The organism is Coxiella-like endosymbiont, assembly GCF_030643785.1.
GTDB lineage: Bacteria > Pseudomonadota > Gammaproteobacteria > Coxiellales > Coxiellaceae > Coxiella.
On record NZ_CP094378.1, the window covers coordinates 268,094 to 294,684 of the forward strand.

The window sequence follows — 26,591 nt, forward strand, 5'->3', positions numbered from 1 at the left end:
TACAGAAGCTAGTATTTGACCTCGATGATTTTAACATTTACGATTATTCCAGTAATCTGTGATCAGATAACAGTATTATTAAAGCGGTATTTTACTCTTTGTATCTCGAATTAGGTCGTAAATAACTCTTTTTAAAATTTTTCTAAACGATTATCTGAGTCGTGTTTTTCAGTCTGAGTTAATTGAATCAAACGATTTTCTGCTTCTTTTAAGGATTTTTGGTTTACTGAAATTTCTTTAGTAAGCTGCGAAGCAGTCCCAGACACAGAATGCAAAGCCATTTTGGCACGAATGAGATCTGCTTTAGATATATAACCGGATTCTATCAAATGCTTAAATATGTCAACTTATTGTTGATAAAGGGCAAGTTTTTTCTTAGCCGTTTTTAGCTCTGCACTAAATTTTAAAAGTTCTTTTTCTTGTTGCAAAATCTGTTGTACGATAACAGCCTCTTGCGGATTTAATGCTTAAGATTGCATTTGATAATTTTGATGTTGTCTTTTTTATATTTCATCAATTGAAATATAAGTTTCATTTTTATGTACTGAAGTTTTTGGTAATATTAACTGGTATTTCTTTCCTTCAATAAAAGATTTTTCACGATCTATATCAGCTAATAAATTGAACTGTTTCACTTCTAATTGTTACAATTCTAATTTTGCTAGCCTTTCGTTGATTTTTTCAGAAGGTTGACCTTCATTTACCTGAGCGCCTTCGTCGAATAATAGTTTGAAAAAATACCACCTTTCAAGGTGTTCAACAACACTAATTCGATCCACAGAGGTGATTTTTCCTACTTTCAAAGATAATTCTTAAAGTTATACAAATAATGTCCAAATAAGAAGAGCTACAAGAAATCTACAGATGATAGTAACGAGTGAAAAAGTTAATTATCGTAATTGAATGGATTCAATCTAAGTTTTTTAGGTAAATATCACAGTTGCAGTTCCTTTATTTCACTTCCATCATTATTTTCGGAACAATTTCCGAAGATTTTCTACTCGGGAAAATTTTATCTTTTTCAAGAATAATAATCTAATCTGTCAGCTGCATATGGGAGGGGCTATCTGTTACTAGGGTAATTGTCTTCTTCCGATAATATTTTTTCAGGAGTATCATAAATATTTTATCATTTCGCTTATCAGGTGTGGCACTGGATTAGTCTAAAAGAAGAATAACTCAATTTTACAATAATGCTCGTGTTAGGGAAAGTCAATTTTGCACGCTGGAACTAATAATATTTTGGTATTTATCACGGATTATTGTTTTCAACCTGTAAGGTATGGCATTTATTTCTTTAGTGAAATTTACTATTTCTAGTACACTGCGAATTTTACTATCTGTAGCTAAGGGGGATTTTCTAAACGTAGATTCTATTTTATTATGCCACAAAAGAATTTATTGTCTTCTGCAATGTAGAAGATTTGTTGCCGGAGTTCTAATAAATTAGGTTGGATTACATTCTTACTGTCGATTTAAATATTCCTGCTTAGGGCCCATAGAGACCAATATCAATTCTATCAAGCTTGATTTGCCGGATCTAGAAGGGCCTGTAACGGCGGGGTGATTGTTCGCTCAGGAAAGTTGAAAGAGAGATTAAAAATGGCTGTTTTTGCTTGAGATAAATAACGGAAAGTGATATTAGAGAAACGAATCTGGCCAAGAATATTCCTAATCAAAGGTTCTCAATGATAAAGTTGAGTTTCATTAGGTATTTTAATGAGTACGGAAAACTGATTGATGCTAAACCGTTTTTTGTAATTCGAGTAATAGAGATAAATGTAGTAAGAAAACGATCTAAAATTTTCTAAGTTAATATCATTACTGTAATTAATACACCTATTATTAGGATGTCAGAGAAAAATTTTATTATACCAAAACTGATAACTAAGAATCCAGACGTGAACACAGTAAATTCCGATAGTGCAGTAATTATGTCACGAAAAAAATTTCTAATCGATAAGCTAAAAACACTATCTCTGATAATGTATTTTGATAACAAATTTCCCAAATGGAATTCGTGTTGGTATGTTTTAGAACATTTATTTTTCTACTGATTCGAGCAGGAAATTATTTTTTCTAAATTAATATAAGATCATCTTAATATATTGAGCAATCGATTTATAAAACAATAGAGTAAATAATAAAAACAGTATTACGATAATGATTAGAATTAAATCGAGTATTTCAGCTAGAAATCCCATGATTATTGAGAATAAAATAGCAACAGGTATATCAAAAATAATATTTATCAATTTTCCTGTAATTATATTTCGTAAGGAATCATAATCTTTAACTTGCGCAATCTGAGAATCAATCAAATTTTTTTCAAAATAGGAAAGTGGTAAAAATAAAATTTTTTCTAATATTTCTCTTCCTATGGTTACATCTAATTGTTTGCTAATATAGGTTAAAAGACTAACTCGAAGCCTTTTCAATATAATTCCAAAAAGAGCAATGAATGAGAATACCTCCATCAAAGCCCGATAGCATTTGGGTAGATAAAGCACGAACTATGCGATTATAGACAACCAGGATATAAAGTGAGATGGCTAAGGTCAAAATTCTGCTTGACGAGCTAATGATAAGTAATTTTGTTAATTTTAATTTAAATCTTTTAATAAAATCAAATAGCCAAGAAGTAAGTTGTTATCGTTGTTCGATTTCATATTTTTACTTCGTAAGATGACGAAAATAAAAATAGTCTATTTTTTGGTAAAAGGAGGATTATCTTCTATCCGTTTTTCTCTGAAAAAGTAACATAGTAGTTATCTTCATTTTTTAATAAAATATGGAGAATTTGATCTGAAGTGATAAATAGACAAGGAAGAAATTATTAATTTAAATTGGGTAAGGAAGTTTGAAATTCTTTGTATCTAAAACCAAACATTTCCATTATTTAAAGAAAATTATTAAGTTCAAGACGTGCAAAAAAATAAGGAAATGCTTAGACGATATTTCAAATATTTCCTTCGAAATGCAAAGCTTTTAGAAAAGTAATAAAGTAGAATAAAAGGGGATTAAATTCTTTGAAATAATTTTTATAGAGATTCTCGACTGATTTTATAATTTTTTATTGGAATCTATTGTTTTAAATTGAGGTTGACCATTAATTATTTCGTATTGTCGACAGGCTAATTTTAATACAGATGATCGATGAGAAATTATAATTATAGAGTAGGTTTTTTCCATTTCTTTAAGAATTTTTAGAAAAAGTTTATTAGTGAGATAGCCCAATTAGGCATTGGCTTCGTTAGATAAGATAATTTTGGGTTTTTCAATTAGTGCGCGGATTGTGGAAATGAATTGGATAATGCCTTGAGATGAAACTTCGCTAAATCTGCCTCCCCTACGATAGCTTCGAAGCCTTCCGGGAGGGGTCAAATAAGCTCAAATAACCCGAAATGGTCAGATAATTTTCTAGCCTCTTCTATTTTTTCGCAGCGGAATAATGTAATACTTTCTAGAATCGTTCCATGAAATGGTTTCCCTTGATCTGGTAAGAAGGCAATTTTTTCTCTTAATTTTATTTTATTATAATTCTTTATATTTCTCCCGTCGATGAGAATTTTACTTTTGGTTGGTTTATAAAGTTCTTGAATGAGTTCAAGTAATGCCGTTTTGCCAATAAAATTCGATCCAGTGATGTCCATGATTTCACCTGGTGCCAGATGAAAATTAATATTTTTTAAAATTTATTTATCTTTTTCATATTGAAAGGGAATATCTTTAAAAAGATATCTCCTTTTATTTCTAACAGCTGAGAATCAGAGATTTCTTTCAATTTTTCTGATGGGAATGATTGCAAAGATTCTATTGATTTCTTCGCCACTAGAATTGATTGATATTGTTGCGATAAAACTAATATTCGTTAAACCGGTTGGATGGCTCGTTCGGTCAATAAAACAGTGGCTGCTAGAGCACCTAGACTTAAATTGCCTTCCAAAAGTATTCCACCGCCAACTAAAATGACCAGTCTTGATGTGCCATATTGGATGGAGTGTGCGGTTGCTTGAATTCAAGTGGAAGCTTTATGAATTGATCGACTTTCTTTTAAATTTTATTAAGAAGTTGTTCGTATCGCCGTAATATCAGAGATTCTGACACCATGGATTTTAATGTTTTAGCGCCTGAGAAAATGTTAGTTAAAAAACTCCAGAGCCCACTATCTTCGGTATTTTTAATTTCAAAATGAGTTTCTAAATCCTTTAAGTGCCCTGAAGTAAAAAATAAAAATGCAATCATTGCTATTGTAATGAAGGTTAAATAGCCGCTAATATAGCTAATCAGTCCAAAAAATAAAAGCATAAAAGGTAAACGAATAAAGTTGTTAATACTTGATTGAGCTAATAATATTTAATATAAAGAATAATATAAAGAATCTCAAAAAATATCTTTTAAATAATGTCCGCTTGCCTTCTTTTTAAAATTTGTTGAGCTTACAATTCAAAAAGGCGATGGAAAATATCATGATTGGTGAAATATTCAAAACGTATACTAATCCAATTAACAGAAATACTCTGCAATACAAAAAAGGAGCATGACAATGGCAGTGATTCGGCAGATGATCAAAAATGCGAGTGTGAAGGTCGAATGATGAGGAATAATTCGATCATAGACTTGAATGAAAATTAAGGGAAATGCAAGCGAGAGAAAGTTAATGAAAAAACTAGGTAATAGTAATCTAAGCCATAATGTGACTGGGTGTGCCCCATTGGGTGAGAAGTTTCCATAATTCGCGAACAATACCAAAATAATCGTGCTACAAGTTTAGCGGTCTTTCACGAAATTCATTTTAAAATAATGAATTCCTTTCCATGCTACGCCTTTTTTACTGTCTTCTTACAAAGAGTAAATTATTCCCTTTGAAGACAAAGAGTTGAAAGAATATCCTGAGGACGAGCTTAATCGACGGGGTTTCTGTTACAACGCTGCCTTCACACCAAAATGATAGCCCTATGCTAGTCCCCTGGCTGCTATCCTTTCCGGGGGGTATAGTAGTCGGCTGATTATTCTTCACTAGAAGAAGAATTTTTTCTAAATTAACCAATTCCAATACACCAAATAAACATATCTTTGTATTTAATATGGACCGCAATAAGCGAGCGAGTTTTGTTGTTTGTATGAAACGCGGATCATTTTGACAGTCTTGAATAAAGAGAGGTTTTCTTGTCTTTGCCACGAGTACCCCAGCAATGCCTTCCCTCTTTTTAGCCGTATTTCTCAAATGAGGTTTTTATTCCAGTCCTATTGGATAAAAAAAGAAGAGTTCATTAGCCATGGGATCATAACAAAACAAGCTCCAATTGGTAGGGTAAAAAATTTTTTCACCTCTCGCATGATTTTTTCGATTACTGTATAAATACTGTAAGGAGAGACTATTAATCGCTAATTTGTGAAAATAATTGTTTTAATTTGTGTTGTTGTGTAGAAACGATGCGAGATTAATATCGATAGTGATCCAACTTAAACGGTCCTTTGCGATCAACTCCGATATAGGTGGCTTGTTTCTCCGTTAATTCCGTTAATTTGGCGCCCACTTGTTGTAAATGAAGACGTGCCACTTCTTCATCCAGGTATTTAGGTAATACGTATACGCCAAGGGGATATTTTTCTGGATATTGCCATAATTCTATCTGCGCCAATACTTGATTGGTGAAGGAAGTCGACATAACAAAGCTGGGGTGGCCTGTCGCACAGCCAAGATTAACTAAACGGCCTTTTGCCAGAACCGTCAGTCGTTTTCCATTAGGGAAAATAACTTGATCGACTTGGGGTTTAATGTTGACCCATTGGTATTTTTTTAAAGAATCGACGTCAATTTCTTTATCAAAATGGCCAATATTGCAAACAATGGTCTGATTTTTCATTTGAGTCATGTGTTCGTGGGTGATAATGTCAGTATTGCCTGTTGCAGTAACAAAAATATCAGCGATCGGAGCTATTTTTTCCATGGTTATAACTCGATAACCTTCCATGGAGGCCTGTAGAGCGCAAATAGGGTCAATTTCGGTAATATATACCGTAGCGCCGTAGGCACGAAGGGACTGTGCACAACCTTTACCTACATCCCCATATCCGCAGACGACGACACGTTTTCCTGCAATCATCACATCCGTTGCCCGCTTAATAGAATCGATGAGCGATTCGCGACATCCATAAAGGTTGTCAAATTTTGATTTCGTTACTGAATCGTTTACATTGATAGCGGAGAATCTTAAAGTTCCATCTTTTAGCATTCTATAAAGACGATGAGCTCCGATGGTCGTTTCTTCGGATACGCCGCGAATATCTTCCCCTAATTTCGGATTTCTTTCCAGAACATAAGCGGTTAAGTCTCCACCATCATCCAATAGCATATTAGGCTGCCAGCCGTTAGGACCTTCCAAAGTAGAAGCGATGCATTCCCAGTATTCTTCCTCAGTTTCTCCCTTCCAAGCAAAAACCGGAATACCTCTTTCTGCAATCGCGGCAGCTGCATGATCTTGGGTGGAAAAAATATTGCAGGAAGACCATCGAACTTCAGCACCAAGCTCAATTAAAGTTTCGATTAAAACAGCTGTTTGGATCGTCATATGGATACAGCCCGAAATGCGAGCGCCTTTCAATGGCTGACTCTTTTTATATTTTTGGCGTAAGGCCATCAATCCAGGCATTTCCGTTTCAGCAATGTCGATTTCCTTTCGACCCCAATCTGCCAATTTACTGTCAGCAATTCGAAAATCTTGATTCATTGTCATTTCCATTTTTAATACTCGATATTTCGCTATTTTATTTTAAGGATATGGGGTGGAGGTTGAAAGTAAACCCGCAGTCTCGCGAAGTACTTCCGCTTTATCAGTTCGCTCCCACGTAAATTCTGGCTCTTCCCGACCAAAATGGCCATAGGTAGCAGTAGCTTTGTATATAGGTCGGAGCAATCGAAGATCTTCGATAATTCGTCCCGGACGAAGATCAAAAAATTCCATAATTAGTTGTTGAATACGCGCCTCATCAATCTTGGCGGTTCCGAAGGTTTCAACGTTAATTGAAGTAGGCTCAGCAATACCTATGGCATAAGAAACTTGGATTTCACAGCGATCCGCCACTCCGGCAGCTACTACGTTCTTAGCAACGTAACGAGCGGCATAAGCAGCCGAACGGTCTACTTTAGAAGGATCTTTTCCTGAAAAACAGCCCCCCCGTGACGAGCCATTCCTCCATAGGTGTCAACAATGATTTTTCGTCCCGTTAATCCACAATCACCAAGCGGTCCACCAATAACGAAGCGTCCAGTGGGATTTACTAAAAATCGAGTTTCTTTTGTAATCCAAGCCCGAGGAATAACAGGTTTAATGATTTCCTCAATGACAGCTTCTCGTAAATCTTTTTGAAGAATATGCGGACTGTGTTGCGTGGAAAGCACAATGCAATCTACTGCTACAGGAAGGCCATTTTCGTAACGGAGCGTAACTTGCGATTTAGCATCCGGACGTAACCAGGAAAAAATACCTTCTTTACGCAACTCTGCTTGTCGACGAACGAGGCGATGAGCATAGGTAATTGGGGCAGGCATAAGTACTTCGGTTTCTCTCGAAGCATATCCAAACATTAAACCTTGATCACCAGCCCCTAATTCTTGGTCTTTGCGTCCATCAACACCCATTACGATATCGGGTGATTGTTTGCCAATGGCCGAAAGCACGGCGCAAGTCTCTCCATCGAAACCAATATGAGGGTCATTGTAACCGATCTGTAAGACGGTATTACGAGCAATTTGTTCTATATCAGCCCAAGCACTGGTAGTGATTTCTCCTGCGACAAAAACCATGCCGGATTTCACTACGGCTTCACAGGCTACGCGAGAACGGGGATCTTGACCAATGAGTGCATCTAAAACAGCGTCAGAAATTTGGTCGGCTATTTTGTCTGGATGACCTTCCGAGACAGATTCTGAAGTAAATAAGGTTGTGTGCGTCATGCTAAAATCCCTAATTCAAATGAAGTGGTCATGTGAAGTGGTCATGGTAATAAAATTTTAAGAAAATTGCACTGATTTTATTGGAGTGCGGGGAGAGTCTTAGCTTAACAGTGAGGCTGCCAATTTGAACATTCTTTCAGAGCCATGCTATATTCCGAAGAGCTCGAAGGGAGCAATGACCTATCCACACTTAAATTATATTGGCTACGGGAAAAACCGCCCAGCGCGCATTGGCCTAATCAGGTGCGAATGGCCATTAATTTTATTATCAATTGTGAAGAAAGAGCTGAATTAAATATCCTCAATAGTGATCCTCAGTCTGAAAAATTGACAACTTAAAATTGACAACTTGGAAATTTGAAAGGCGGATCGGCATCCTTTCAGCAAATCAATTTTCGAATACGGGTCTCGCTGTGGGATTTGGCGATTATTTCGTTTGTTCAATGATTATAAAATTCCCGTTATTCTGTGGGCTTGTTGGAATGGCCTGTAAAACAATCCAGATGTTATAAAAGCTTTTTCTGCTGAAGGTCATGAGATTTGCGGGACATGGTGGTTACCGCTGGATTGATTACAATCAAGTCGATAAATTGACCGAACAAACACACATTCATAATACGATTCAAATTATCGAAAATTTAACGGGACAGAGAAAGTAAATGGTTGGTATACGTGGAGAGATGGAGAGCGCATACAACACGAGAGTTACTGTTGAAAAAGTACTTTTATATGATTCTGACAGAGTTATAGTGACGATTTGCCTTTTTGGTTGCTAGTTTTTTTGGTTGCTAGTTAATAAAAAACTACATATGTTACTTAAAAAACACTTTTCATTATTTATATCAAGAACGAAAAAAAAACCAAAATTGATGACAGTTGCCTTACATGCTTGCATTTCAGGCTGACCCGAGTCGAGTACAAGCGATTAGGAAATTTTTATATTATTTGGCTTCGTTTAAAGATATTTGGGTTACTACCCGTCATGAAATTGCAAAATATTGGTGTGAGCAACATCCGTATGAAAAATAATTTTCAGATTTGTCCCATGATGTCTTCTGAAGCTTACATTGCTACTGAGTGGGCTAATGGCTGAGGGCTGGAATCCCAGAAAATTCACGATGCGGAGATTTTTTATAGAGCTAATCCAGAAAGATTATTTATTGGAAAGTGTAATGACGAACCAGTAGCGGTGACTTCTAGTGTTATTTATGACGAAAATTTTGCTTTTTAAGTTGTTAATTGTTAAAAAGAAATTTCGTGATTGCGGTTGCGGTTTAGCCATGACTAAACAGAGATTAGATTATGTTGGTTCGCGCAATGCTGGATTGGACAGAGTGGTGGAAATGCAGGTAGCCTACACGCTAAGAACGGATTTAAATATCCGCATCGTAATCTGCGATTTCAATGGTATGGGTGAAAAAATTAAAAAATTTTAAGCCCGCAAAAAACTATTTTTTTAACTCGCCTGCCTTTGCACAGGTATTTCATTATGATAGCTTGCATTTTCCGATAATGCGTCCCACATTTTTGTTAGCTTAGATTAATTAAGCGGATGGACTAGCTGTGTTATGTAAGCGATAATCTATTGAAGGGTTAGGGATGTTATTCAGCGTTGCCAGCAAGGATATAAAATAGGGTTTTTATTTGCAAATGAAGAAATAATTGCGGAATCTTTATTTAATTATTTAGCCAATTACGCCATTGGCCAGGATATTTATTTGGATATAACTGAATTAAATTTGGATGCCATGGCGTTGGTAAAGCGCCATAATATGAATTTCGTTTTTGAAACAGTTCGAATGTATTTACAAATGCCGACAAAGTTGCCGATGCAGCAGATCTGTGGATTGACTACGCTTGAATTAGGTTAGCCCTCCTAAAGTTAACTCATTTTTATGAAGGCAAGAAAACGTTTTTGGGCATAAGTCGATGTCAGTCAGATAGACGGACATCATTACCGTTGCCGGTAGTAGGATGGGGCTTTTGACCAGCATGAATAACCCGCGTAGCAATATCGGATTTTTATTATTTTATTAATAGAGATAATTTTTGACTACAAAAATCCTTGTGCTTTCATCCAGGTATCATTAAAAAATTTAGTTAAATAATTACAGATGAAATCGGGTAAAAGAACCAGGCAACGATTGCCTTCTTTGAAACGTTGCGCCACTTGAAGGGCCGGCCCATATGGTAGAGCCTGAAGAACCCGACAACTAGCAATCCTTCTTCACGAATTAAGCGTCGGGCGATTAAGAAAGAATCTTTATCATTTATTCTAATATTATTCTAATATTCATTAATAAAAGAATGAGGAATTTCTTGGTTTAATCGTTTGGCCAGTGAAATATGACTTTCAGAATTATCAAAAGCCGCTTCTGTGGGCCGTGCGCGATATATTTTAGCCCCTAAGACTTCTAAAGCGATTTGCTTTTCGTGGCTCATTTTTTCTGGTATCGTAATTATAACTTTATAACCTTTCACGATTCCGGCCAGTGCGATACCAATTCCGGTATTGTCGGACGTCGGTTCAATTAAGGTATTCGGTTTAATTTTTCCTTATTTTTCAGGTTGTTCAATCATTGCAATACCGATACGGTCTTTGACGGACCACCCACCGGGATTTAAGAATTCGCATTTACCATAAAGTTCATAAAGTTCGCAGGAGAAAGCTTTACCAATACGTTGAAGGTGAACGATAGGAGTTTTACCTGCTTGGAGTATGGCATAGATAATTATAGAAACGGAGTATAACTTAATTGGGAGTTACTAGTGAGTAAGCTAAGTAAATTTACTCCATTATATTTCGATCATAGTAATCCAGATTATTCTGTGGGGGCACTCACGAGATTTTAATGGGATGATATAGTATTAAAATAAAAAGGAATCGCTTATGTTTGATCCAAAAAACATTAATGATATCGTTACCTATCTCTTAGGATCGATACCGCCTGGAGTTAAAAACTTGCCTAAAGATTTAGAGAGAAATCTTAAAAGCATTTTACAACAATCGTTTAGTAAACTTGATTTGGTAACTCGGGAAGAATTTGATATACAAATGAAGGTGTTAACTCGGACCCGGGCAAAATTACAGGCTCTTGAAGAAAAGCTAAACAAGCTGGAAAGACACCAAAGATAGTATTTGTCTTTTGCCATAGTGCATAGCCCGAGCTAGCACCGGCGTTGATGCTCCTCCGGTGACTGTCCAAGTTCACTTATCTAAATGGAATGCCGAGATTTTCCATTTCCGGATTATACCCCAGGAAACGGCTGTCAAAGAAAGCCGCCATCGCGTTCGTAGTGCAATTATCAATAGCCGATTAGAATTTTTTCCATTCAGCGGATTGCCGTAAACCTTGTGCCTGCGGATCTACCTAGAGAGGGTGGGAGATTTGACTTAGCCATCGCATTGAGAATTTTAGCCGCTTCCAATCAAATCCCTCAAGATCAGTTAAATGATTATGAATTTTTACGAATTTTCAGGCGAATTGGTTTTATCCGGCGAACTTCGTACTATTCGCGGGGCTTGTCTTTTGCTATCTCCACGGTAAAAGTTGGCCGAAGTTTAATAATTACTTCAGCTTGTAAAAAAAACTTCAGCTTGTAAAAAAATAGCTGCCGATAATTCCAACATGAATGCCGATGAAGTGTCGTTAAGTGCCGCAGGTAAAATTTTCATTGCCCATCACTTACTTGACGTTTGTGCGCATTTACGAAAAGAAAATCAGGTTTGTCCCCCTCTTCTTACTTGGCAAGAAGAGGCGCAAAGTTCAGTTTGACCGTGGATGGAGGATCTGGAAATTGCTACGGTTTATTCTTTGAACAAAAAGGGTTTTGATTTTAGGTGTTGGTGGCAGCGACCCTTCCGCGCTCCACACCAATTTAACTCTACTCGAATTTTCTCGATCTAACTTTCAATTAGTAGCGGCAATGAACCCCCTGTCCTTGTGGCTACTTCGGAGATCCGAAAGGACGAGGTCGGTGTACCAGCCAGCAAGTACAGAAGTACCAATCGCGTCTTTCACTTCCCTTGTTAGATGGCATTGATTTGCATGTGGAAATCCCACCGTTGCCACCGGAATGGTTATTTTCCTCTTCTCGTTATTTTCCTCTTCTCTGAAGTGAATGTGAGCCGAGTCTTTCCGTCCTTGCCCAGTGTGTATGCGTGGCTCAAGCGTGGAAACTTCAACGGAGTAGTAAGTCGAATGCAAGGTTAACTCAAATTAGTGAGCTCGCCGAGCATTTTCAACTGTTGAAGGAAGATGAAAAAATTTTTCAAAACATAATCCTTCAATTGGACCTATCGACTCTCGCCCCGCCTATCACCGGGTTTTAAAAATCGCTTGCACAATTAGCAGATTTGCTAAATGAGCTCTTTCTCACAAAGCGTAGTTACGAATTGAATAAAATAAAAAGGATTTCCTTCTGTTTTCTCTTGGCAGATTATCGCTAATTCTTCCACATCATCGACCGATCGATAGAAACTATCACTGAGCCAATGTTGTAGATTCTGAAGTGTTAGAGGTTTTAAATTAAGTTCAACGAACGAACTGACCGGGTATTGTCTTTGAGAACAATTGAATAGCAGTAACGGAAAAGTCCATTGCCAATCATCAAGAAAGAGTGTCAATGGTTTTAAATATAAGAAGCAGAAATTCAAAGAAATTCTGAGAAGGTGTATTTAAATCGCATCTCGAGCACTTCAGCACTTAAGAATTCTGTACTGATCGTACTGGGAAAATCCTTCATTGGGCTTGTGATCGGCGGTCGTGAGAAGAGTGAGTTTGATGAGGACAGGGTTGTTGGGAGTCAAAGGCTTTAGTAGATAGCCAGAGATTTCTAAAGGGTCCATCGGCGCCATCCGTTGTCTTTCCTAGATTTTTTCACGTACTTCTATTGTACCTGGTTTCTTGATTTTTCGATGAATATTCCCCGCTCTTTCTTCTAACCTACTTTTTCCCCTAAAGAACTTTTTCCCTAAAGAAAGAAATTAGAAGCAAGACTGGTTAAAGCAAGATTGGTTATCGTTAAGCACAGAATTCAATCTAGGGGATAAAAGTTTGTAAGTGATACTCGCAAAAACCATTAGTGTTTATTTCTCGACTATGGATAATCGTAAATCAGGTGTTATAATGTTTCCCTTTATTTGGTCTTTTTAGCACGAAGGATTTGTGACGCAGTCAAATATAGCGAATTGTTGACAGATATAATCAAGGATAAGGAATAATTAGGAAAAGGTGCCTTATTATCATGAGAATTCATAAACGCTTCTTATTCACGATTCCAATAATTGTTTTCTATCTTCCTTTTAGTTTATCAGTCTATGCTTTTGTTATCCGTTCTATTCAAATCCAAGGCTTGCAAGGGATTTCGAAAAGCACAGTTCGCAGTTATCTTCCGATCCATGAAGGGCAAGAATATTTTTCCCAGCGTGGCCAAGTCATTATTGAAGCACTTTATGAAACGGGATTTTTTGACAATGTTCAACTGAGCCGCCGTGGGGAGGCTCTTATTATTACCGTAAAAGAACGCCCTACAATAAGTTTGATTCGTCTTAGCGGTAATAAAGCTATTACTAGCAAAAAATTGCGGCCCATTTTGAACAAATTGGGAATTATGGAGGGACAGACCTTCGATCCTACTAAATTAAAGGAAATCGAGCAGGGGTTGGAACAGCAATATGGTGCGATGGGATACCACGCAGCCCATATATCGACTAACGTCATTAGAGAGTCTCGCAATCGCGTAGCGCTCTATATCAATATTAATGAGGACGGGATTGCGAAAGTCCTCTCCATTCAATTTGTTGGAAATCGCGCATTTAGTGCGCGCACTTTACGCAGCCAGTTTAAATTAACAACTTCTGGTTTATTTACATGTATTAGCCACGCCGATCGTTATTCACAAATTAAATTAGAAAAGGATTTAGAAAGACTTATTACATTTTATTTAAATCATGGTTATTTGCGTTTTCTAGTTGTTTCCCACGACGTTCGATGGTCGCGAGATAAACAAAGTGTTTATATCACGGTTTACGTCAATGAAGGACCGGTATACCGAATTAAGGGTTATGAGATAAGTGGTGAGACTTACGGTTTTAAAGAGCGACTTTATAGATTAATTACATTAAAACCCGGTGATGTATTTTCTCGCCAAGCCATAATTGATACCAACACAAAAATTGGTAATTTCCTAGCAGATCGGGGCTATGTATTCGCGAGAGTGACAATCATTCCAACAATTGATGATCAACAACATTTGGTCCATATAAATTTCACCATAGTGCCTGGTGAACGGGTTTATGTACGTCGGATTAATTTCCTCGGCAATCAACGCACGGATCAAGAAGTATTGCGTCGAGAAATGCGTCAATATGAAGGAAGCACATACTCTTTATCAAAAATTGAAGAATCCAAACGACGCTTAGAATTACTGGGTTATTTGTCTGACGTTACTTACACACCGCAACCGATACCCAACTCTCGTGACCAAGTGGATTTATATTATCACGTGAAAGAAGTTTCAGTAGGGAGAGCCAGCATTCAAGGTGGTTATTCAGATGTCTATGGGTTTTTGTATGGTGCTAGTATATCAGAACCCAATTTTATGGGAACGGGGAAGTATGTCTCGATTGGATTTCAAAATAGTCAATACCAACAAAATTATTCCATCAATTATAACAATCCTTATTACACGACATGGGGCTTGCAGCGAGGCTTCTCAATTTATTATTCTCGTATTAAACCGGATGCAAAATTTAACCTTGCCTCTTATTTAGAAGATGGTTATGGAGCCGATGTCACCTACGGCTATCCTGTTTCGGAACGTAATTCAATTATGTTTGGTTACGGGTTGAAAGATATCACTATCAGTCATGTCGATATCGCTAACGCTGCACCGAGTGTACTGGCTTTTTGGGACACCACTAACGAGGTGCAAAATATCAGTGCCAACTATAACCAAGTTAAATTGACAGCAGGGTGGGTTTATAATGGGCTTGATCGCACAATTTTTCCAACTAAAGGTCCTTATACGGGATTAAGCTTGGAAGTAGGTGTTCCTCTTTTTAAATCCAGTTTAGATTGTTATTTAGCAACGTACGCAGCAAAATATTATCAACCATTGGGCCATGGGTTTATTTTAAATTTATTAGTAACCCTCGGTTATGGAGACAAATTCGGTCATGATCGGTTGCCCTTTTTCAAAAACTTTTTTGCCGGAGGAATTGGCTCTGTTCCTGCTTTCGCTCCAAATTCATTAGGTCCAAAGAATCGTTATCCACTCGGTAGTGATTTTAGCGCTATTGGTGGTAATTTAGAAACTATTTTTGGAGTGCATTTAATTTTGCCGCAATTTAGTCAAAAGGTTCGTACTGCTATTGTGTTTGATGCAGGAAATGTTTTTCAAGTACCTCGATTTCCAGGAGATATCGCAATTCCAGCACGGGGTGGTGCTTCTGATCCTGAGGCGAATATCCGGCCACAGATCATCCAAGACGATAAATTTTCTCTTAAAAATTTACGCCCCTCGTTGGGTCTTTTTGCAGAATGGTACACGCCTTTTGCGCCAATCGATTTCACTTTAGCCTTCCCGCTGAATCGTCGAGCAGGGGATAATTTCCAAGCATTTCAATTTTCTTTTGGGGTGAGCTTGTAAGGGGAAGAAGAGTTGACTGGAGCTTGGTTTACATAAGAAGCTGAACTATAATGGGTACTACCTTACTTTAAGGAGAAGGTCATGATGAAACGCTTATTTGCGGCTACCTATTTATCGGTGGCAATGAGTTGGGCAGTGGCTTCTATTGGGCAAACTGTGGGGACGGTAGATATGCGGCAAATTTTTCAAGCATCACTGCAGGTTAAGAACATTAATACCCGGCTTGAAAAAGAATTTTCACCACAACGTGAAAGAATTATTAATTTAGGTAAATCCTTGCAAGAGGATACTAAAAAATTTCAACGCAATGAAGCAGTGATGAGTGAAAAAGAAAAGCAATATCTAAAAAATAAAATTGATGAAAAACAAAAGGAACTTCAACAAGCACAAGTCGAATTTCAGCAAGGATTATATAATGCACAGAATAAAGCCATGGGTGAATTTATGACAAAAATTTCAGGCGCTGTAAAAGCTATTTCTGAAAAAGAGAAAGTAGATTTGGTTTTACCAAAGGACACCGTACTCTATGCGAGAGATAGTAAAGATATCACTTCAGACGTGATTTCCGAATTGAAATAGCCTTTAATTTTGTGATCAAATTTGAAATTAACTTATACACTCAACGAATTAGCAAACGCCATCGGTGCCACGGTGAAGGGCCATGGCGATTGCAAAATTCATAATATCGCTTCAATTGTGAACGCTCAGCCCGGAGAAATAAGTTTCCTTGCAGATCGTAAGTATCAAAAATATTTAACACAAACAAAAGCTTCGGCATTATTATTAGATAAAAAGTTAGCAAAAAACTGTCCTATAAACGCCCTTATTATGCCGGACCCTAAGCTAGGATTTATCAAATTATTAGCTTTATTACTACCTGAAGTGAGACCAAAGCCAGGTATTCATCCCACTGCTGTTATCGGAAAGAATTGTCAAATCGATCCCACCGTACACGTTGGGTCTTATGTTGTTATAGAAGATGAAGTAGTGATTGGTTCTCGAACCATTATCGGAGCAGGAACGAGTATTGGCCGCGGCAGTCAACTGGGCGCAGATTGTTGTTTGTATAATCGGGTAACTTTATACCATCACACCATTGTGGGTGATCGAAATATTCTTCACAGTGGTGTGGTTATTGGTGCAGATGGATTTGGTTTAGCTCAAGATGAACAACGTCGATGGATTAAGATTCCTCAAGTGGGACGAGTGGTCATTGGAGACGATGTAGAAATTGGAGCTAATACCACAATTGATCGAGGAGCACTTGAAGATACGGTAATCGGAAATGGCGTTAAATTGGATAATTTAATTATGATTGGCCATAACGTTCGCATAGGCGATCATACAGCGATTGCTGGCTGTGCTGGTGTCGCTGGAAGCACCACTATTGGACGCCATTGCATGATTGGTGCGGGTGCAGGTCTTAATGGTCATATCGATATTTGTGACAACGTCGTTATTACGGGTATGGGCATGATCCAAAAATCAATTACCAAGCCAGGGGTGTATTCGTCGGGGACAGGAATGCAACCTAGTCGTGAATGGCACAAAAGTGTCATTAGGTTTTGGCAACTCGACGAACTCGCAAAAAGATTAAAACGATTAGAGAGGTTGTGCGATGAGCGTGATGGAAACCAGCGAGATTAAAAAATATATCCCCCATCGATATCCCTTTTTGTTGGTTGACCGGGTGATAGCCATGGAAAAACACAAGTCCTTAGTGGCAATTAAAAATATCACGGCCAATGAACCTTTTTTTATGGGACATTTTCCTGTTCGTCCGGTAATGCCAGGCGTTTTGATTATTGAGTCTTTAGCACAAGCAGCGGGGATTTTAATTGTTAAATCCCTTGATTTACCTGAATACCACGAGGATATTTATTTTTTCGCTGGTGTGGATAATGCACGATTTAAGCGCGTCGTCGAACCGGGTGACCAATTAATTTTAGAAGTTAAAGTACTTAAATCTAGACGTTTGTGGAAATTTGAGGGAGAGGCAAAGGTTGAAGGACAGCTTGCCTGTAAAGCCGAATTTATGACAATAAGAGACAAAAAAAGTGATTGACGAACGAGTACTTATTCACCCTAGCGCAAAAATTGGTTCCGATGTAACTATCGGTCCCTGGACTTTCATTGGTAAAAATGCCGTAATTGGGGATGATACCCAAATCGACGCTCATGTCATGATTGGAAAAAATACCGCGATAGGAAAAAATAATAAAATTTATCCGTATGCCTCTATTGGTTCTGATCCTCAACACATCGGGTATAAAGGTCAAGAAACTCGGCTAGAGATTGGAAATAGGAACATCATTCGTGAATTTGTGACTATTAATCGCGGTACCTACGAAGGCCATGGTGTGACCTCTATTGGTCATAATAATTATTTGATGGCCTATTCTCATGTGGCCCATGACTGTCGAGTAGGAAGTCATGTTATTTTTGCTAATACTGCTTCAATTGCGGGGCATGTTGAAGTAGGCGATCATGCAAATTTAGGTGCTTTTTCGGGGGTTCACCAGTTTTGTCGGATTGGTGCTTATTGTTTTCTAGGGCGTGCGGCAAAGGTTTATCAAGATATTTTGCCTTACATGCTTGTTACTGGAAATCCCGGTATTCCCACAGCGTTGAATTTAGTCGGGTTGCGGCGCCATGGTTTTAATTCTAAGACGATGCAGTCATTGAAATTGGCATATCGGCTAATTTACCGTACTAATATTAAATTAGAAGATATCCGAATTGAGCTTGAAAAATTAGCCATGGAAACACCAGAGATTAATCAATTGTTGTTGATGATTAATAGCTCCACTCGTGGATTTGCACGTTATAAAAATAATGAGCAACTTTCAACACACGGATAATCTTGCTTAATCTGATTTTTTCAGTTCTTTTTAGGACTCCTTTAGGTAACCTCATGCTAAAATACCAATTAAGAAATGCCACCCAGAGGCCAATCTAGCAACTAGGATTATGATGAGACTAAATAAAACTATAGAATAAAAAATATCTTACGTGGCCAACAGGTACATAATCTATTAGAAATTGTCCAGATTGTATGAAAGAAGGGAAGCTTATTATTAATTTCGCCTGATAGAAAGAAAGAGCTTGATAATGATGCATGGCCTCAAACTGTGTATTAAATAACGTTGGGCTTTAACGTTGGGCTTTTGTAAAGGGAACGGAATGAATAACGCTGGACGGATCGGTTGCGAAGGCCAGAAATAGTAGATAGAAAAACCTACAAACAAGAAATTAGAAAATTAAATATATATTTATATACTTTGAGTGGCCTCATTATTAAGATCGGCGTAAATAATATCGCCGCGTAATTCCTTTTGATTTATAGGCTTAGTTTACATTATCATTTCATTATTGTTTTCTGAAGCTTGGTTATTTTCTGAAGATTGGTTAGAAAAATTATTTTACAATGGAAAAATTTTGATTTTAAAAACCAGTTATTAAGTTATTATAAGTTATTATTAGAATAATAAATTACTAACAACGTATTGTCTTTCATAATATCGATAATTGGTTTAGTAAGAAAAATAGGAACGGCAGGGCAGGCAAGCCCAAACTACGACCGGGCCCTTCCATATTTTTATAAATCTTCATTTGCATACTAAGCTCCATGTATGACGATAAAACGGTTATAAGCATTGTCATTGAACCCTTTATCCCTTTACTGTGGTGTCTGTAGAACTCTTGTACTCCCTTGTGTTTGTGTGCGATCATTTGCTTTTTTACAAGAAAAGACACTTACTAACATTACTGTTAGAACTAATATCAGTATCGTTTTCATAACTCTTCCCTAATTCTAATAATTATCAATCTTCTACCTAATACCATAATTAATATGGTTGTTCAAAAAAATGATCAAATTTTTAAAATAAAAAAATTAAATAAATTAAGAAGTTATTAGTTTTAGGGCGATCTGTGCCGTTTTGAGGGAGGCTCCACTATCCCCTAGCTTAGCTCGAAGCCGTTTTAACTTATTTAGACAAGTCTGTCGATAAGAGTGATCTTCTAATAAGCGACAAATTTCGTTAGCAATAGCCTGAGGAGTGGCTTGATGCTGAATAAATTCAGGTGTAATGGGTTCTTCAGCCACTAAATTAGAGAGCCCAATAAATGGGACTTGAATAAGCCGTTTCCCTAACCAATAGGTCAGAGGGCTCACTTTGTAGAGAATAACAAAAGGAATTTGATGTAAAGCAATTTCTAATGTAACTGTGCCAGAAACAGCAATAGCGGCATCACATACAGAAAGTACATTATAAGTATTGTCCTCAATAATTTTAACGTCTGGAAATAAATAATTTCGAACATCTTGAAAAGACAAATTAGGTGCCAGTGGCAACACAAATTGAGCATTAGGGAGGCGCTCTTTAATAAGGCGCGTAGCAGAAGTTATAATGGGCAACAAGCGGGCAATCTCCTGAGAACGACTTCCGGGAAATAAGCCAGTAATGGGCTTTTCTGTTGATAAATCGAATTTTTGATACACTTTTTCACGCGGCAAAGTTGGTATTGTAATGTCGATTAACGGATGTCCAACTAAACTGACGGAAATATTTTCTCGTTGATATAATCTTTCTTCGAAAGGAAATAAAACTGCCATGTGATCTACATATTTTTTTATTTTTTTAATACGACCATATCGCCATGCCCATATTTGCGGACTTACATAATAAAGAACTTTAATTCCTACTTTTTTAGCCTGTTTAGCCATATGTAAATTAAAGCCTGGATAATCAATAAAAATTACTAAATCAGGTCGTTCGATCTTAAAGCGATTTTTTAGACACTGGCGAGCCGCAAGTATATCACCCAATTGAGAAATTATTTCTGATACTCCAACGACTGCTAGTTTTTCGGCGTCAATAAAGATATCAACTCCTGCCTCACGCATTCTTTTTCCGCCCATACCAGCCACTTTCAGTTGTGGATCAAGGAATTTCAGTGATTTTGTAAGATGAGCGCCAAGTAAATCTCCTGAGGCCTCACCTGCTATGATTAAAATCTGTTTTGAATGAGTGTTCATTTTAAGAGATAGCGATTGAAGAAATTGGAAATAGTTCGTTAGTTCGTCGCACAATTAATGAAATTTCTAAAGCTGTCGCCAAAGCCCGTTTCCCCTCTTCTCCAGAAACTAGAGGAAGTTTGTTATGGATAATAGAATCCAGAAACGCTGATATTTGATCAAGCAACGCATCACCTTTTTCGAACCGCTTAACTTGGCGGGTGATTTCAGGAATGCCTGGATACATTTCTTGAGTTCCTTTGCGATGGATAGCGATTTTTTTATGATCGAGGTCAATAGCAATATAGTTATCATGCTGGAAAATTCGAAGTTTGCGCTCGGTTTTAAGGTTTACACGGCTGGCCGTTACATTGGCCACGCATCCGTTGCTAAATTCAATACGGGCATTGGCAATATCAATATAAGGAGATAGCACGGAGGCGCCGCTCGCAGAGATATTTTGGATATCCGCTTTCACAATAGATTGGATGATGTCGATATCGTGAATCATCAAATCTAACACTACATTGACATCACTGCCTCGCAATTTGAAGGGAGCCAGACGCAGCGATTCAATAAACCGAGGATTAGAAATTTGAGATTCTACCGCTTTGACAGCGCTATTAAAACGTTCGAGATGACCAATTTGGAGGATGACCTTATTTTTCTGGGCAGCAGAAATTAAGTCGTCGGCCTCTTCCAAAGAAGTAGCAATGGGCTTCTCTAATAGAACGTGGATCCCATTGTCTAAAAAAAGCGTCCCACCTTATGATGCAAAGGGGTAGGAACTGCAATGCTGACTGCATCCACAAGGCCAAGGAGAGATTGGTAATTGATTACGGATTTAACGTTTAATTCGTTGGCTTTTGAACGACACCGTTCAGGGTCGATATCACAAACGGCCACAAGCTCTGAATGCGGTAAAGCAGCATACTTATACTTTTCTGCATGATATTTGCCCAAATAGCCAACACCAATTACGGCCGTTTTAATCTTCTTCATCGCTATTCTTAAGCGCCCTCCTCCATTCCGAAGGAGCGTAATAGTGGCATTTTTTGCCAATTAAATCATATATAGGCATTTTAGCTCATTGGCATCGGCTAATGGAACCGGTTCATCTTGCCATTAGATGACTGAAGGAGACAGTCATAAATCAATATGATACCCCTGAACCATATTAACGCTGAAGAGGGATCGCAGTATTACTTTATTATATTAGCAATATTATATTAGCAAAATCAACTTTGATAAAAGCATTCTTTACATTCTTATAAGAATCCTAATTATTTATTGTGTATCCCATTTTTTTGTTTCGTATGGGCAATAAGCGATTTAATTTTGAAACAGCGTTCGATTTTGTTTTAATCATCATTACCCGCGGTGCAGTTTTAAGACGTACCATCCTCCGACGGCCACTTACGCTCTTAGAAGCGATAGCGGGCTCAGCTTTGCTTATTTTTCTTGATTAGTTTGTTCGCCATAGGAGCTTTCCACTACAGCGAATTTGGAGCTTTGATAAAAGGGAGATCCACTATTCTAATTAAGAATGGAGAGAGGTAATTTGGAAAAATTTCAAAAAATCAAGTAACTGAGCACAATTTGTAAGAAATGATTCGAAAGAAACTAAATGAGGCGGATTGAAAAAATGTAAAAGAAGATCGTTTGGAGGATTCTGGAAAAATGAGTTTTGTTAAAAATAAATAAAATTAATTATTTTTCAAATTTTTAGTCTGAATGACTTATAGCTTTGCCGCCAGCTTGTAAATCTTGGCCTAAACCATGAAATAGTATGACAACCCGATAAAAAGAGTAAAAAAGGCGCTTTAAGAAAGATAATTTTTAAATAGGTCTTAATCATCTTGTCGTTTTGTCGTTTCCTATCCAAGTTATAGTATGGCTTATTATACTCAACTCTTATTGAAGTTCTAGCTCCTTAAAAAATCAGTTTCAATTGACTTTTCCCACAGCAGGAAAGGATTTTAGTTCTGGTTCTTTTTCACTGGAACATTATTATAGAATGTTGGTATATGATTGATGAATTTTTTATCCAGCAAGCGCTTCTCTTGGCGAAGCAAGCTGAAAAAACCAAGAGGTGCCGGTGGGTGCAGTTTTGGTAAAAGATAATGAAATTATTGGAAAGGGATTTAATCATCCTATTGGATTAACCGACCCTACGGCTCATGCAGAATTACTTTCGATCCGCAAGGCTGCAAAAAATCTCCGTAATTACCGATTAGTTGGCACGACTCTCTATACCACTTTAGAACCCTGTGCAATGTGCCTTGGCGTGATGATTCATGCTAGAATTCAGCGTCTCGTTTTTGGAGCTTTTAATCCACGTGGTGGTGCTGTTAAAAGCGTTTTTCAACTTTTAAATGAACCACGGCTTAATCATCGCATTTCTTGGACAAGCGGAATTTTAGCGGATGAATGTGCTCATGTGCTAAAAAATTTTTTCCAAGCCCGTCGTTAGTAATTTTCTTCATACACGACAAATAAAACACCCCTTTCGGCCTTCCGAGGACAAGCATGGGAGACCGATATTTTGTTTTGATATTAGAGGAATATTTTCGTTTTTGGAGCTTTTAATCCACGTGGTGGTGCTGTTAAAAGCGTTTTTCAACTTAGTATCGCATTAAGAATTTTTATTTAATCTTAAGTATCGATTGTTATATTTCTTCGGTCGCATAAAGAGAAAAATAAATGAATTATTGATTATTTTATAAGAAATCCTTAGTAATTGTTGAAAATAATTTGAAAAAAGCTTTCGACGATAGTGAATCTAATAGGGGTGCGGGGCCGAATTTTTAATGATCTTTTATATCATTGCCATGAGTATCAAACTTCTAACGAGGATTTTTTGAGTGGGTTAGATTATTTCTCAATAGAGTTTTGTATCTCTTTTTTTTAGAGATTCGTCTATTAAAAATATTGATTTATCCGGTTGGTTTAAAATAGGCCCGTTAGAAAATTTTGAAGAAAAATATAAGAACCCCGCGCCGAAAAAACTTTATAATAATTAGGATTCTTTCTTGATATGCAATGTTAATTTCTGAACATTTGGCCGAACTTCTTTCTTTAAGAAAGCAATGACATATGAAATGGAAGAGATTATCGCCTCCCACCGTGAGCCTCACGGCATGAAATTGATCAAAAAATTACTTAAATCTCTGAAATTTTCAATATTTTTAAGAAATCCTTAAGATAGTTTTGTTAAACTGGACTGATAATAAGACTCTGTTAGAGATAATTCTACAGGATGTATTGGCAAACCATTAGAGTTTTCCTTTTCGAACCCATTTTTATAGCTTTTTTACTACGAAAAGATACCTTCTTTCCAGAATTATCACGGATTTATCACGAATAACGTTTTAAAACCTTATTTAGTGAGGTAAAAGTCTGTGCCATTAGTGAAAATCGCAATTGCTGGTAGCTCAATGAAAGTTGAGACTACCGAGAAAGAGGCATCAATGACTACTCTGGAATTATGGCTTGAAAATTATGCACTGGAACTGGGAAATGGTTCTATCGTTTTTCTCGATACGAACGCTGGTGGAGAAAGAATAACCATTAACTTTACCGATCCAAAATTTCAAGTGTATTCTGAACGTTTGAAGCTTCTCGATTTACCTATCGAGACCACATATTCTCTCAGAAAAGTCTAGAACTCTAATTAAAAAGCGTATAAACCAGTAGGCGAAGTTAGGCCCACAATGAAGTTAGCCCACAATAATTAATTCTGAAGATTTTGTAAGTCACAAGAAAAATGATGGGAAGAGTGAAATTCCTCGCAAGGTGCCGGATCGATTAGCTCTTTCTTTGTGGGAATTGGGTCCCAAGGGAGATAGATTTACCCACTGGACTCTAGAAGCCACCGCTGAAAGGTTAACGACGAGCTTGGGTAAAATCGGAACCAGGTTCATCAGTGCCCGTCGAGCAGTCTTACTGTGGGTTAAGAGCGAGTTTGCTTGGTCTATTTTTAAGCGTATAGGAATTGCCATAGAGATTATTCACCCAACCTCTTAAGACAGCGTGGTTAATTTAATTTCAGCAAAGAGTGATCATTTCTGAAAAAATATTGAGAAACAGAAGGTTACAAATCATTTTCCATACTCCATTTGCTGGAAGAATGAGAAAATGAGAAAAATTCCTGAATATACTTTTACGATTCGCCAGCTTTCTATCTAATGAAGGGGGCGACGGATTTCTAATAGAGTTCCTGATCTTCCAAATTGTGTATATCTGATGGTAATTCTATTGAAGAAGTCATTGAAAATGACTAAGATATTCTTCAAGATTGGCTATCTGCCGCCAAAGAATCAGGCAGAAAAATACCCAGTCCTGGTTAACTAGAGTCCAAAAGTGGGGAATGGGTTCAGCAAGAGTACCAAAATCAAAACACTATCGATTGGTTAAACAGGCAAAAAGAGAAGGGGATTAGTTTAAATACCTTAGTGGTATTAATCGATGTTGGTTGAATCATTAGGTTGCACGGTAAAGAAAAAGAAAAAGAAAAAGGTTGCCTAGGCGTTTAATTTCTAAAGTGACCATTGCTTGTTATCAGAGTGCTAGAACGATACTGTTATGGTGATATAAATAATCCTGATAAAGGATATATCAAATATCAGCTTAATTTGCATCCACTTAAATGGTATTAGCATTCACTGCTAGCTGTATACTTTCACCATCGTTTGATCATATATCTGAATCGAATGCATTAGCGGGATGGTGGATTTTGTTTGGTGTTGTTTTTGAGATATCGGTTAAAAACGCACCAGAGTAATTTTTTGGAAGAACAATTAAAATTTTACCATCTATCAAAAATTATCCAATTCCGAATTTGGAACATTTGCCAGTGTTAATATTAATTATTATAATTAATTATTATTTGATTGATAGCATTTTTTGCTAATTTTTAAAATAAAATAAACTAAGCAATTTCAAATCAGTAAAGATGCGATATGAATATTGTATTTAAAAAATTCAATATTTTTCAATCAGTTGGTGAATTATATTATAAAAAATTCAAAACAGAATCCGCTTATTGTTTTTTTACATAATGGAGGCGATATAGACCAACCCATATCCTTTTAGCAGAAAGACCATCAAAAAAAGAAGCATTCTTGCGTTTTAAATTAAAATCGAAAAATATATGCTCCCTAAGCACGTTTGATTTTACACTTTAGTGTCATCCGCGTAAAAGTGAAGCATGACTAGAGACGGCGGGTGGGTCTGTTGTATTCGGCTCCGAAGGTGAGTTTGTCATTTGTAATAGGTTTAAGGATATTAATATAAGCGGTTAAGCAGTCTATTTACCCTGTGTAATAGCACACGTAAGGGCAGAATTAAGGATTTTTGTAGCTGAATCAATGCTGAATCAATAATGATTTTGGGAAACAAACAGATTCCAACTGACTTATGAGCTCACTCTGCAATTGACTTAATCCTCTTATTTCTGAATATCGCGCCACCCACCACACCGCTCAAAGAGACCTTTTCCTATAGTGGCATTATGGATTGATGGCTTCACATTTTTCCTCTAACTAAATAGTTACGGTATTCGTAGAGATTCGTAATAAAAAGAAATCAATTAACCTTTTGCTGGGTCAGAAAATAAACTATAGAAATTAGGGAATTGAGCTTAAGAATCGGCAAAGATTTGTACTTCAGAATACATAGTTGAAAGACGCTAGTTAAAGAATTTACCCAGGCGAAAATATGTCACTGCTAATAAACTATAGTCAGCAGTTCTATGCAGATTGGCTGTTCTTTGGGCTCGCTCCAAGGTTACTGAAATTTGATCCTCGATTATTTCTTTATTTTCGAGTGCAAGATTTTTGAATGTTTTTAAATCTCTCATATTGAGCCGATCCATACAAAGATAATCTCCAAAATTTCGCCCAGATTAACCACTGACGTTTCTTTTTCTCGGTGTCGGCATGCTGATATTGAATATAA

21 protein-coding genes and 4 pseudogenes are annotated in these 26,591 nt (G+C 37.0%); 15 read left to right on the top strand and 10 right to left on the bottom strand.

Going from position 1 to position 26,591, the window contains the following annotated elements; all coding sequences use genetic code 11:
- Window positions 1-131: 131 nt before the first annotated feature.
- From MRH55_RS01410 to metK, 6 genes and pseudogenes are all read right to left on the bottom strand, one after another.
- The gene (locus MRH55_RS01410) at window positions 132-329 is read right to left on the bottom strand and encodes a hypothetical protein (protein ID WP_304985719.1); all 198 of its coding nucleotides are present in this window, start codon (window positions 327-329) and stop codon (window positions 132-134) included.
- 315 nt (window positions 330-644) lie between these two features.
- Window positions 645-803, bottom strand: a complete 159-nt coding sequence (locus MRH55_RS01415; RefSeq protein ID WP_304985720.1) for a hypothetical protein — start codon at window positions 801-803, stop codon at window positions 645-647.
- A gap of 1,281 nt (window positions 804-2,084) precedes the next feature.
- Complete coding sequence (locus MRH55_RS01420; RefSeq protein WP_304985721.1) at window positions 2,085-2,477, bottom strand: ABC transporter transmembrane domain-containing protein; 393 nt, start codon at window positions 2,475-2,477, stop codon at window positions 2,085-2,087.
- 903 nt (window positions 2,478-3,380) lie between these two features.
- Window positions 3,381-3,653: an ATP-binding cassette domain-containing protein gene (locus MRH55_RS01425; protein WP_304985722.1), complete on the bottom strand. Its 273-nt coding sequence runs from the start codon at window positions 3,651-3,653 to the stop codon at window positions 3,381-3,383.
- Between the two features lie 1,791 nt (window positions 3,654-5,444).
- Window positions 5,445-6,746, bottom strand: a complete 1,302-nt coding sequence (gene ahcY / locus MRH55_RS01430; protein ID WP_304985723.1) for an adenosylhomocysteinase — start codon at window positions 6,744-6,746, stop codon at window positions 5,445-5,447.
- 30 nt (window positions 6,747-6,776) lie between these two features.
- Window positions 6,777-7,960 (bottom strand): annotated as a pseudogene (gene metK, locus MRH55_RS01435) (methionine adenosyltransferase).
- 144 nt (window positions 7,961-8,104) lie between these two features.
- Between metK and MRH55_RS01440 the strand changes: the two are divergent.
- The 4 genes from MRH55_RS01440 (at window position 8,105) to MRH55_RS01455 (ending at window position 9,831) form a co-directional block, all read left to right on the top strand.
- On the top strand, window positions 8,105-8,299 hold the full coding sequence (locus MRH55_RS01440; RefSeq protein WP_304985724.1) for a hypothetical protein: 195 nt from the start codon (window positions 8,105-8,107) through the stop codon (window positions 8,297-8,299).
- Between the two features lie 194 nt (window positions 8,300-8,493).
- A complete protein-coding gene (locus tag MRH55_RS01445; protein WP_304985725.1) occupies window positions 8,494-8,619 on the top strand; it encodes a hypothetical protein in 126 nt (41 codons plus the stop codon).
- Between the two features lie 549 nt (window positions 8,620-9,168).
- Entirely contained in the window at window positions 9,169-9,396 is a 228-nt protein-coding gene (locus tag MRH55_RS01450; protein ID WP_304985726.1) for a hypothetical protein, read from the top strand.
- Window positions 9,397-9,621: 225 nt separating this feature from the next.
- The gene (locus MRH55_RS01455; protein WP_304986202.1) at window positions 9,622-9,831 is read left to right on the top strand and encodes a GNAT family N-acetyltransferase; all 210 of its coding nucleotides are present in this window, start codon (window positions 9,622-9,624) and stop codon (window positions 9,829-9,831) included.
- 182 nt (window positions 9,832-10,013) lie between these two features.
- Here MRH55_RS01455 and MRH55_RS01460 read toward each other — a convergent pair.
- Window positions 10,014-10,696, bottom strand: a pseudogene (locus tag MRH55_RS01460) (pyridoxal-phosphate dependent enzyme).
- A 154-nt stretch (window positions 10,697-10,850) separates the two neighbouring features.
- Between MRH55_RS01460 and MRH55_RS01465 the strand changes: the two are divergent.
- The 9 genes and pseudogenes from MRH55_RS01465 (at window position 10,851) to lpxA (ending at window position 18,474) form a co-directional block, all read left to right on the top strand.
- Complete coding sequence (locus MRH55_RS01465) at window positions 10,851-11,096, top strand: accessory factor UbiK family protein (protein ID WP_304985727.1); 246 nt, start codon at window positions 10,851-10,853, stop codon at window positions 11,094-11,096.
- 219 nt (window positions 11,097-11,315) lie between these two features.
- Entirely contained in the window at window positions 11,316-11,564 is a 249-nt protein-coding gene (locus tag MRH55_RS07555) for a magnesium chelatase domain-containing protein (RefSeq protein WP_369421300.1), read from the top strand.
- A 25-nt stretch (window positions 11,565-11,589) separates the two neighbouring features.
- Window positions 11,590-11,736: a hypothetical protein gene (locus MRH55_RS01470; RefSeq protein ID WP_304985728.1), complete on the top strand. Its 147-nt coding sequence runs from the start codon at window positions 11,590-11,592 to the stop codon at window positions 11,734-11,736.
- A 218-nt stretch (window positions 11,737-11,954) separates the two neighbouring features.
- Window positions 11,955-12,077 (top strand): annotated as a pseudogene (locus MRH55_RS07560) (hypothetical protein); the annotation flags it as partial.
- A 1,130-nt stretch (window positions 12,078-13,207) separates the two neighbouring features.
- Window positions 13,208-15,613 carry an outer membrane protein assembly factor BamA gene (bamA, locus tag MRH55_RS01475; protein ID WP_304985729.1) on the top strand — a complete coding sequence of 802 codons (2,406 nt, stop codon included), beginning with the start codon at window positions 13,208-13,210 and terminating at the stop codon, window positions 15,611-15,613.
- Between the two features lie 81 nt (window positions 15,614-15,694).
- The gene (locus MRH55_RS01480) at window positions 15,695-16,192 is read left to right on the top strand and encodes an OmpH/Skp family outer membrane protein (protein ID WP_304985730.1); all 498 of its coding nucleotides are present in this window, start codon (window positions 15,695-15,697) and stop codon (window positions 16,190-16,192) included.
- Between the two features lie 21 nt (window positions 16,193-16,213).
- Window positions 16,214-17,260 (top strand): UDP-3-O-(3-hydroxymyristoyl)glucosamine N-acyltransferase, encoded by a 1,047-nt coding sequence (lpxD, locus tag MRH55_RS01485; RefSeq protein ID WP_304985731.1) that lies wholly within the window; start codon window positions 16,214-16,216, stop codon window positions 17,258-17,260.
- Window positions 17,241-17,678 (top strand): 3-hydroxyacyl-ACP dehydratase FabZ, encoded by a 438-nt coding sequence (fabZ, locus tag MRH55_RS01490; protein ID WP_439647904.1) that lies wholly within the window; start codon window positions 17,241-17,243, stop codon window positions 17,676-17,678. Before lpxD ends, fabZ begins: the two co-directional genes overlap by 20 nt.
- Window positions 17,671-18,474, top strand: coding sequence for an acyl-ACP--UDP-N-acetylglucosamine O-acyltransferase (gene lpxA, locus MRH55_RS01495; RefSeq protein WP_304985733.1), 804 nt, complete (start codon window positions 17,671-17,673; stop codon window positions 18,472-18,474). Before fabZ ends, lpxA begins: the two co-directional genes overlap by 8 nt.
- Window positions 18,475-19,517: 1,043 nt before the next feature.
- Here lpxA and lpxB read toward each other — a convergent pair.
- From lpxB to MRH55_RS07565, 3 genes and pseudogenes are all read right to left on the bottom strand, one after another.
- Window positions 19,518-20,654 carry a lipid-A-disaccharide synthase gene (gene lpxB, locus MRH55_RS01500; protein ID WP_304985734.1) on the bottom strand — a complete coding sequence of 379 codons (1,137 nt, stop codon included), beginning with the start codon at window positions 20,652-20,654 and terminating at the stop codon, window positions 19,518-19,520.
- Between the two features lies 1 nt (window position 20,655).
- Window positions 20,656-21,635 (bottom strand): annotated as a pseudogene (locus MRH55_RS01505) (Gfo/Idh/MocA family protein).
- 723 nt (window positions 21,636-22,358) lie between these two features.
- A complete protein-coding gene (locus MRH55_RS07565) occupies window positions 22,359-22,424 on the bottom strand; it encodes an entericidin A/B family lipoprotein (RefSeq protein WP_369421615.1) in 66 nt (21 codons plus the stop codon).
- 301 nt (window positions 22,425-22,725) lie between these two features.
- Here MRH55_RS07565 and tadA point away from each other — a divergent pair, with 301 nt between their 5' ends.
- Together tadA and MRH55_RS01515 are read left to right on the top strand one after the other, a co-directional pair.
- Complete coding sequence (gene tadA / locus MRH55_RS01510; protein ID WP_304985735.1) at window positions 22,726-23,106, top strand: tRNA adenosine(34) deaminase TadA; 381 nt, start codon at window positions 22,726-22,728, stop codon at window positions 23,104-23,106.
- A gap of 928 nt (window positions 23,107-24,034) precedes the next feature.
- The gene (locus tag MRH55_RS01515; RefSeq protein ID WP_304985736.1) at window positions 24,035-24,298 is read left to right on the top strand and encodes a hypothetical protein; all 264 of its coding nucleotides are present in this window, start codon (window positions 24,035-24,037) and stop codon (window positions 24,296-24,298) included.
- Window positions 24,299-26,591: the final 2,293 nt, after the last annotated feature.

Coding starts and splice junctions, on each gene's coding strand:
- MRH55_RS01420 (WP_304985721.1), bottom strand. CDS start 2,477: ATGGAGGTATTCTCATTCATTGCTCTTTTTGGAATTATATTGAAAAGG.
- MRH55_RS01425 (WP_304985722.1), bottom strand. CDS start 3,653: ATGGACATCACTGGATCGAATTTTATTGGCAAAACGGCATTACTTGAA.
- ahcY (WP_304985723.1), bottom strand. CDS start 6,746: ATGGAAATGACAATGAATCAAGATTTTCGAATTGCTGACAGTAAATTG.
- MRH55_RS01440 (WP_304985724.1), top strand. CDS start 8,105: ATGCTATATTCCGAAGAGCTCGAAGGGAGCAATGACCTATCCACACTT.
- MRH55_RS01445 (WP_304985725.1), top strand. CDS start 8,494: ATGAGATTTGCGGGACATGGTGGTTACCGCTGGATTGATTACAATCAA.
- MRH55_RS01450 (WP_304985726.1), top strand. CDS start 9,169: ATGACGAAAATTTTGCTTTTTAAGTTGTTAATTGTTAAAAAGAAATTT.
- MRH55_RS01465 (WP_304985727.1), top strand. CDS start 10,851: ATGTTTGATCCAAAAAACATTAATGATATCGTTACCTATCTCTTAGGA.
- MRH55_RS01470 (WP_304985728.1), top strand. CDS start 11,590: ATGAATGCCGATGAAGTGTCGTTAAGTGCCGCAGGTAAAATTTTCATT.
- bamA (WP_304985729.1), top strand. CDS start 13,208: ATGAGAATTCATAAACGCTTCTTATTCACGATTCCAATAATTGTTTTC.
- MRH55_RS01480 (WP_304985730.1), top strand. CDS start 15,695: ATGATGAAACGCTTATTTGCGGCTACCTATTTATCGGTGGCAATGAGT.
- fabZ (WP_439647904.1), top strand. CDS start 17,241: ATGGAAACCAGCGAGATTAAAAAATATATCCCCCATCGATATCCCTTT.
- lpxB (WP_304985734.1), bottom strand. CDS start 20,654: ATGAACACTCATTCAAAACAGATTTTAATCATAGCAGGTGAGGCCTCA.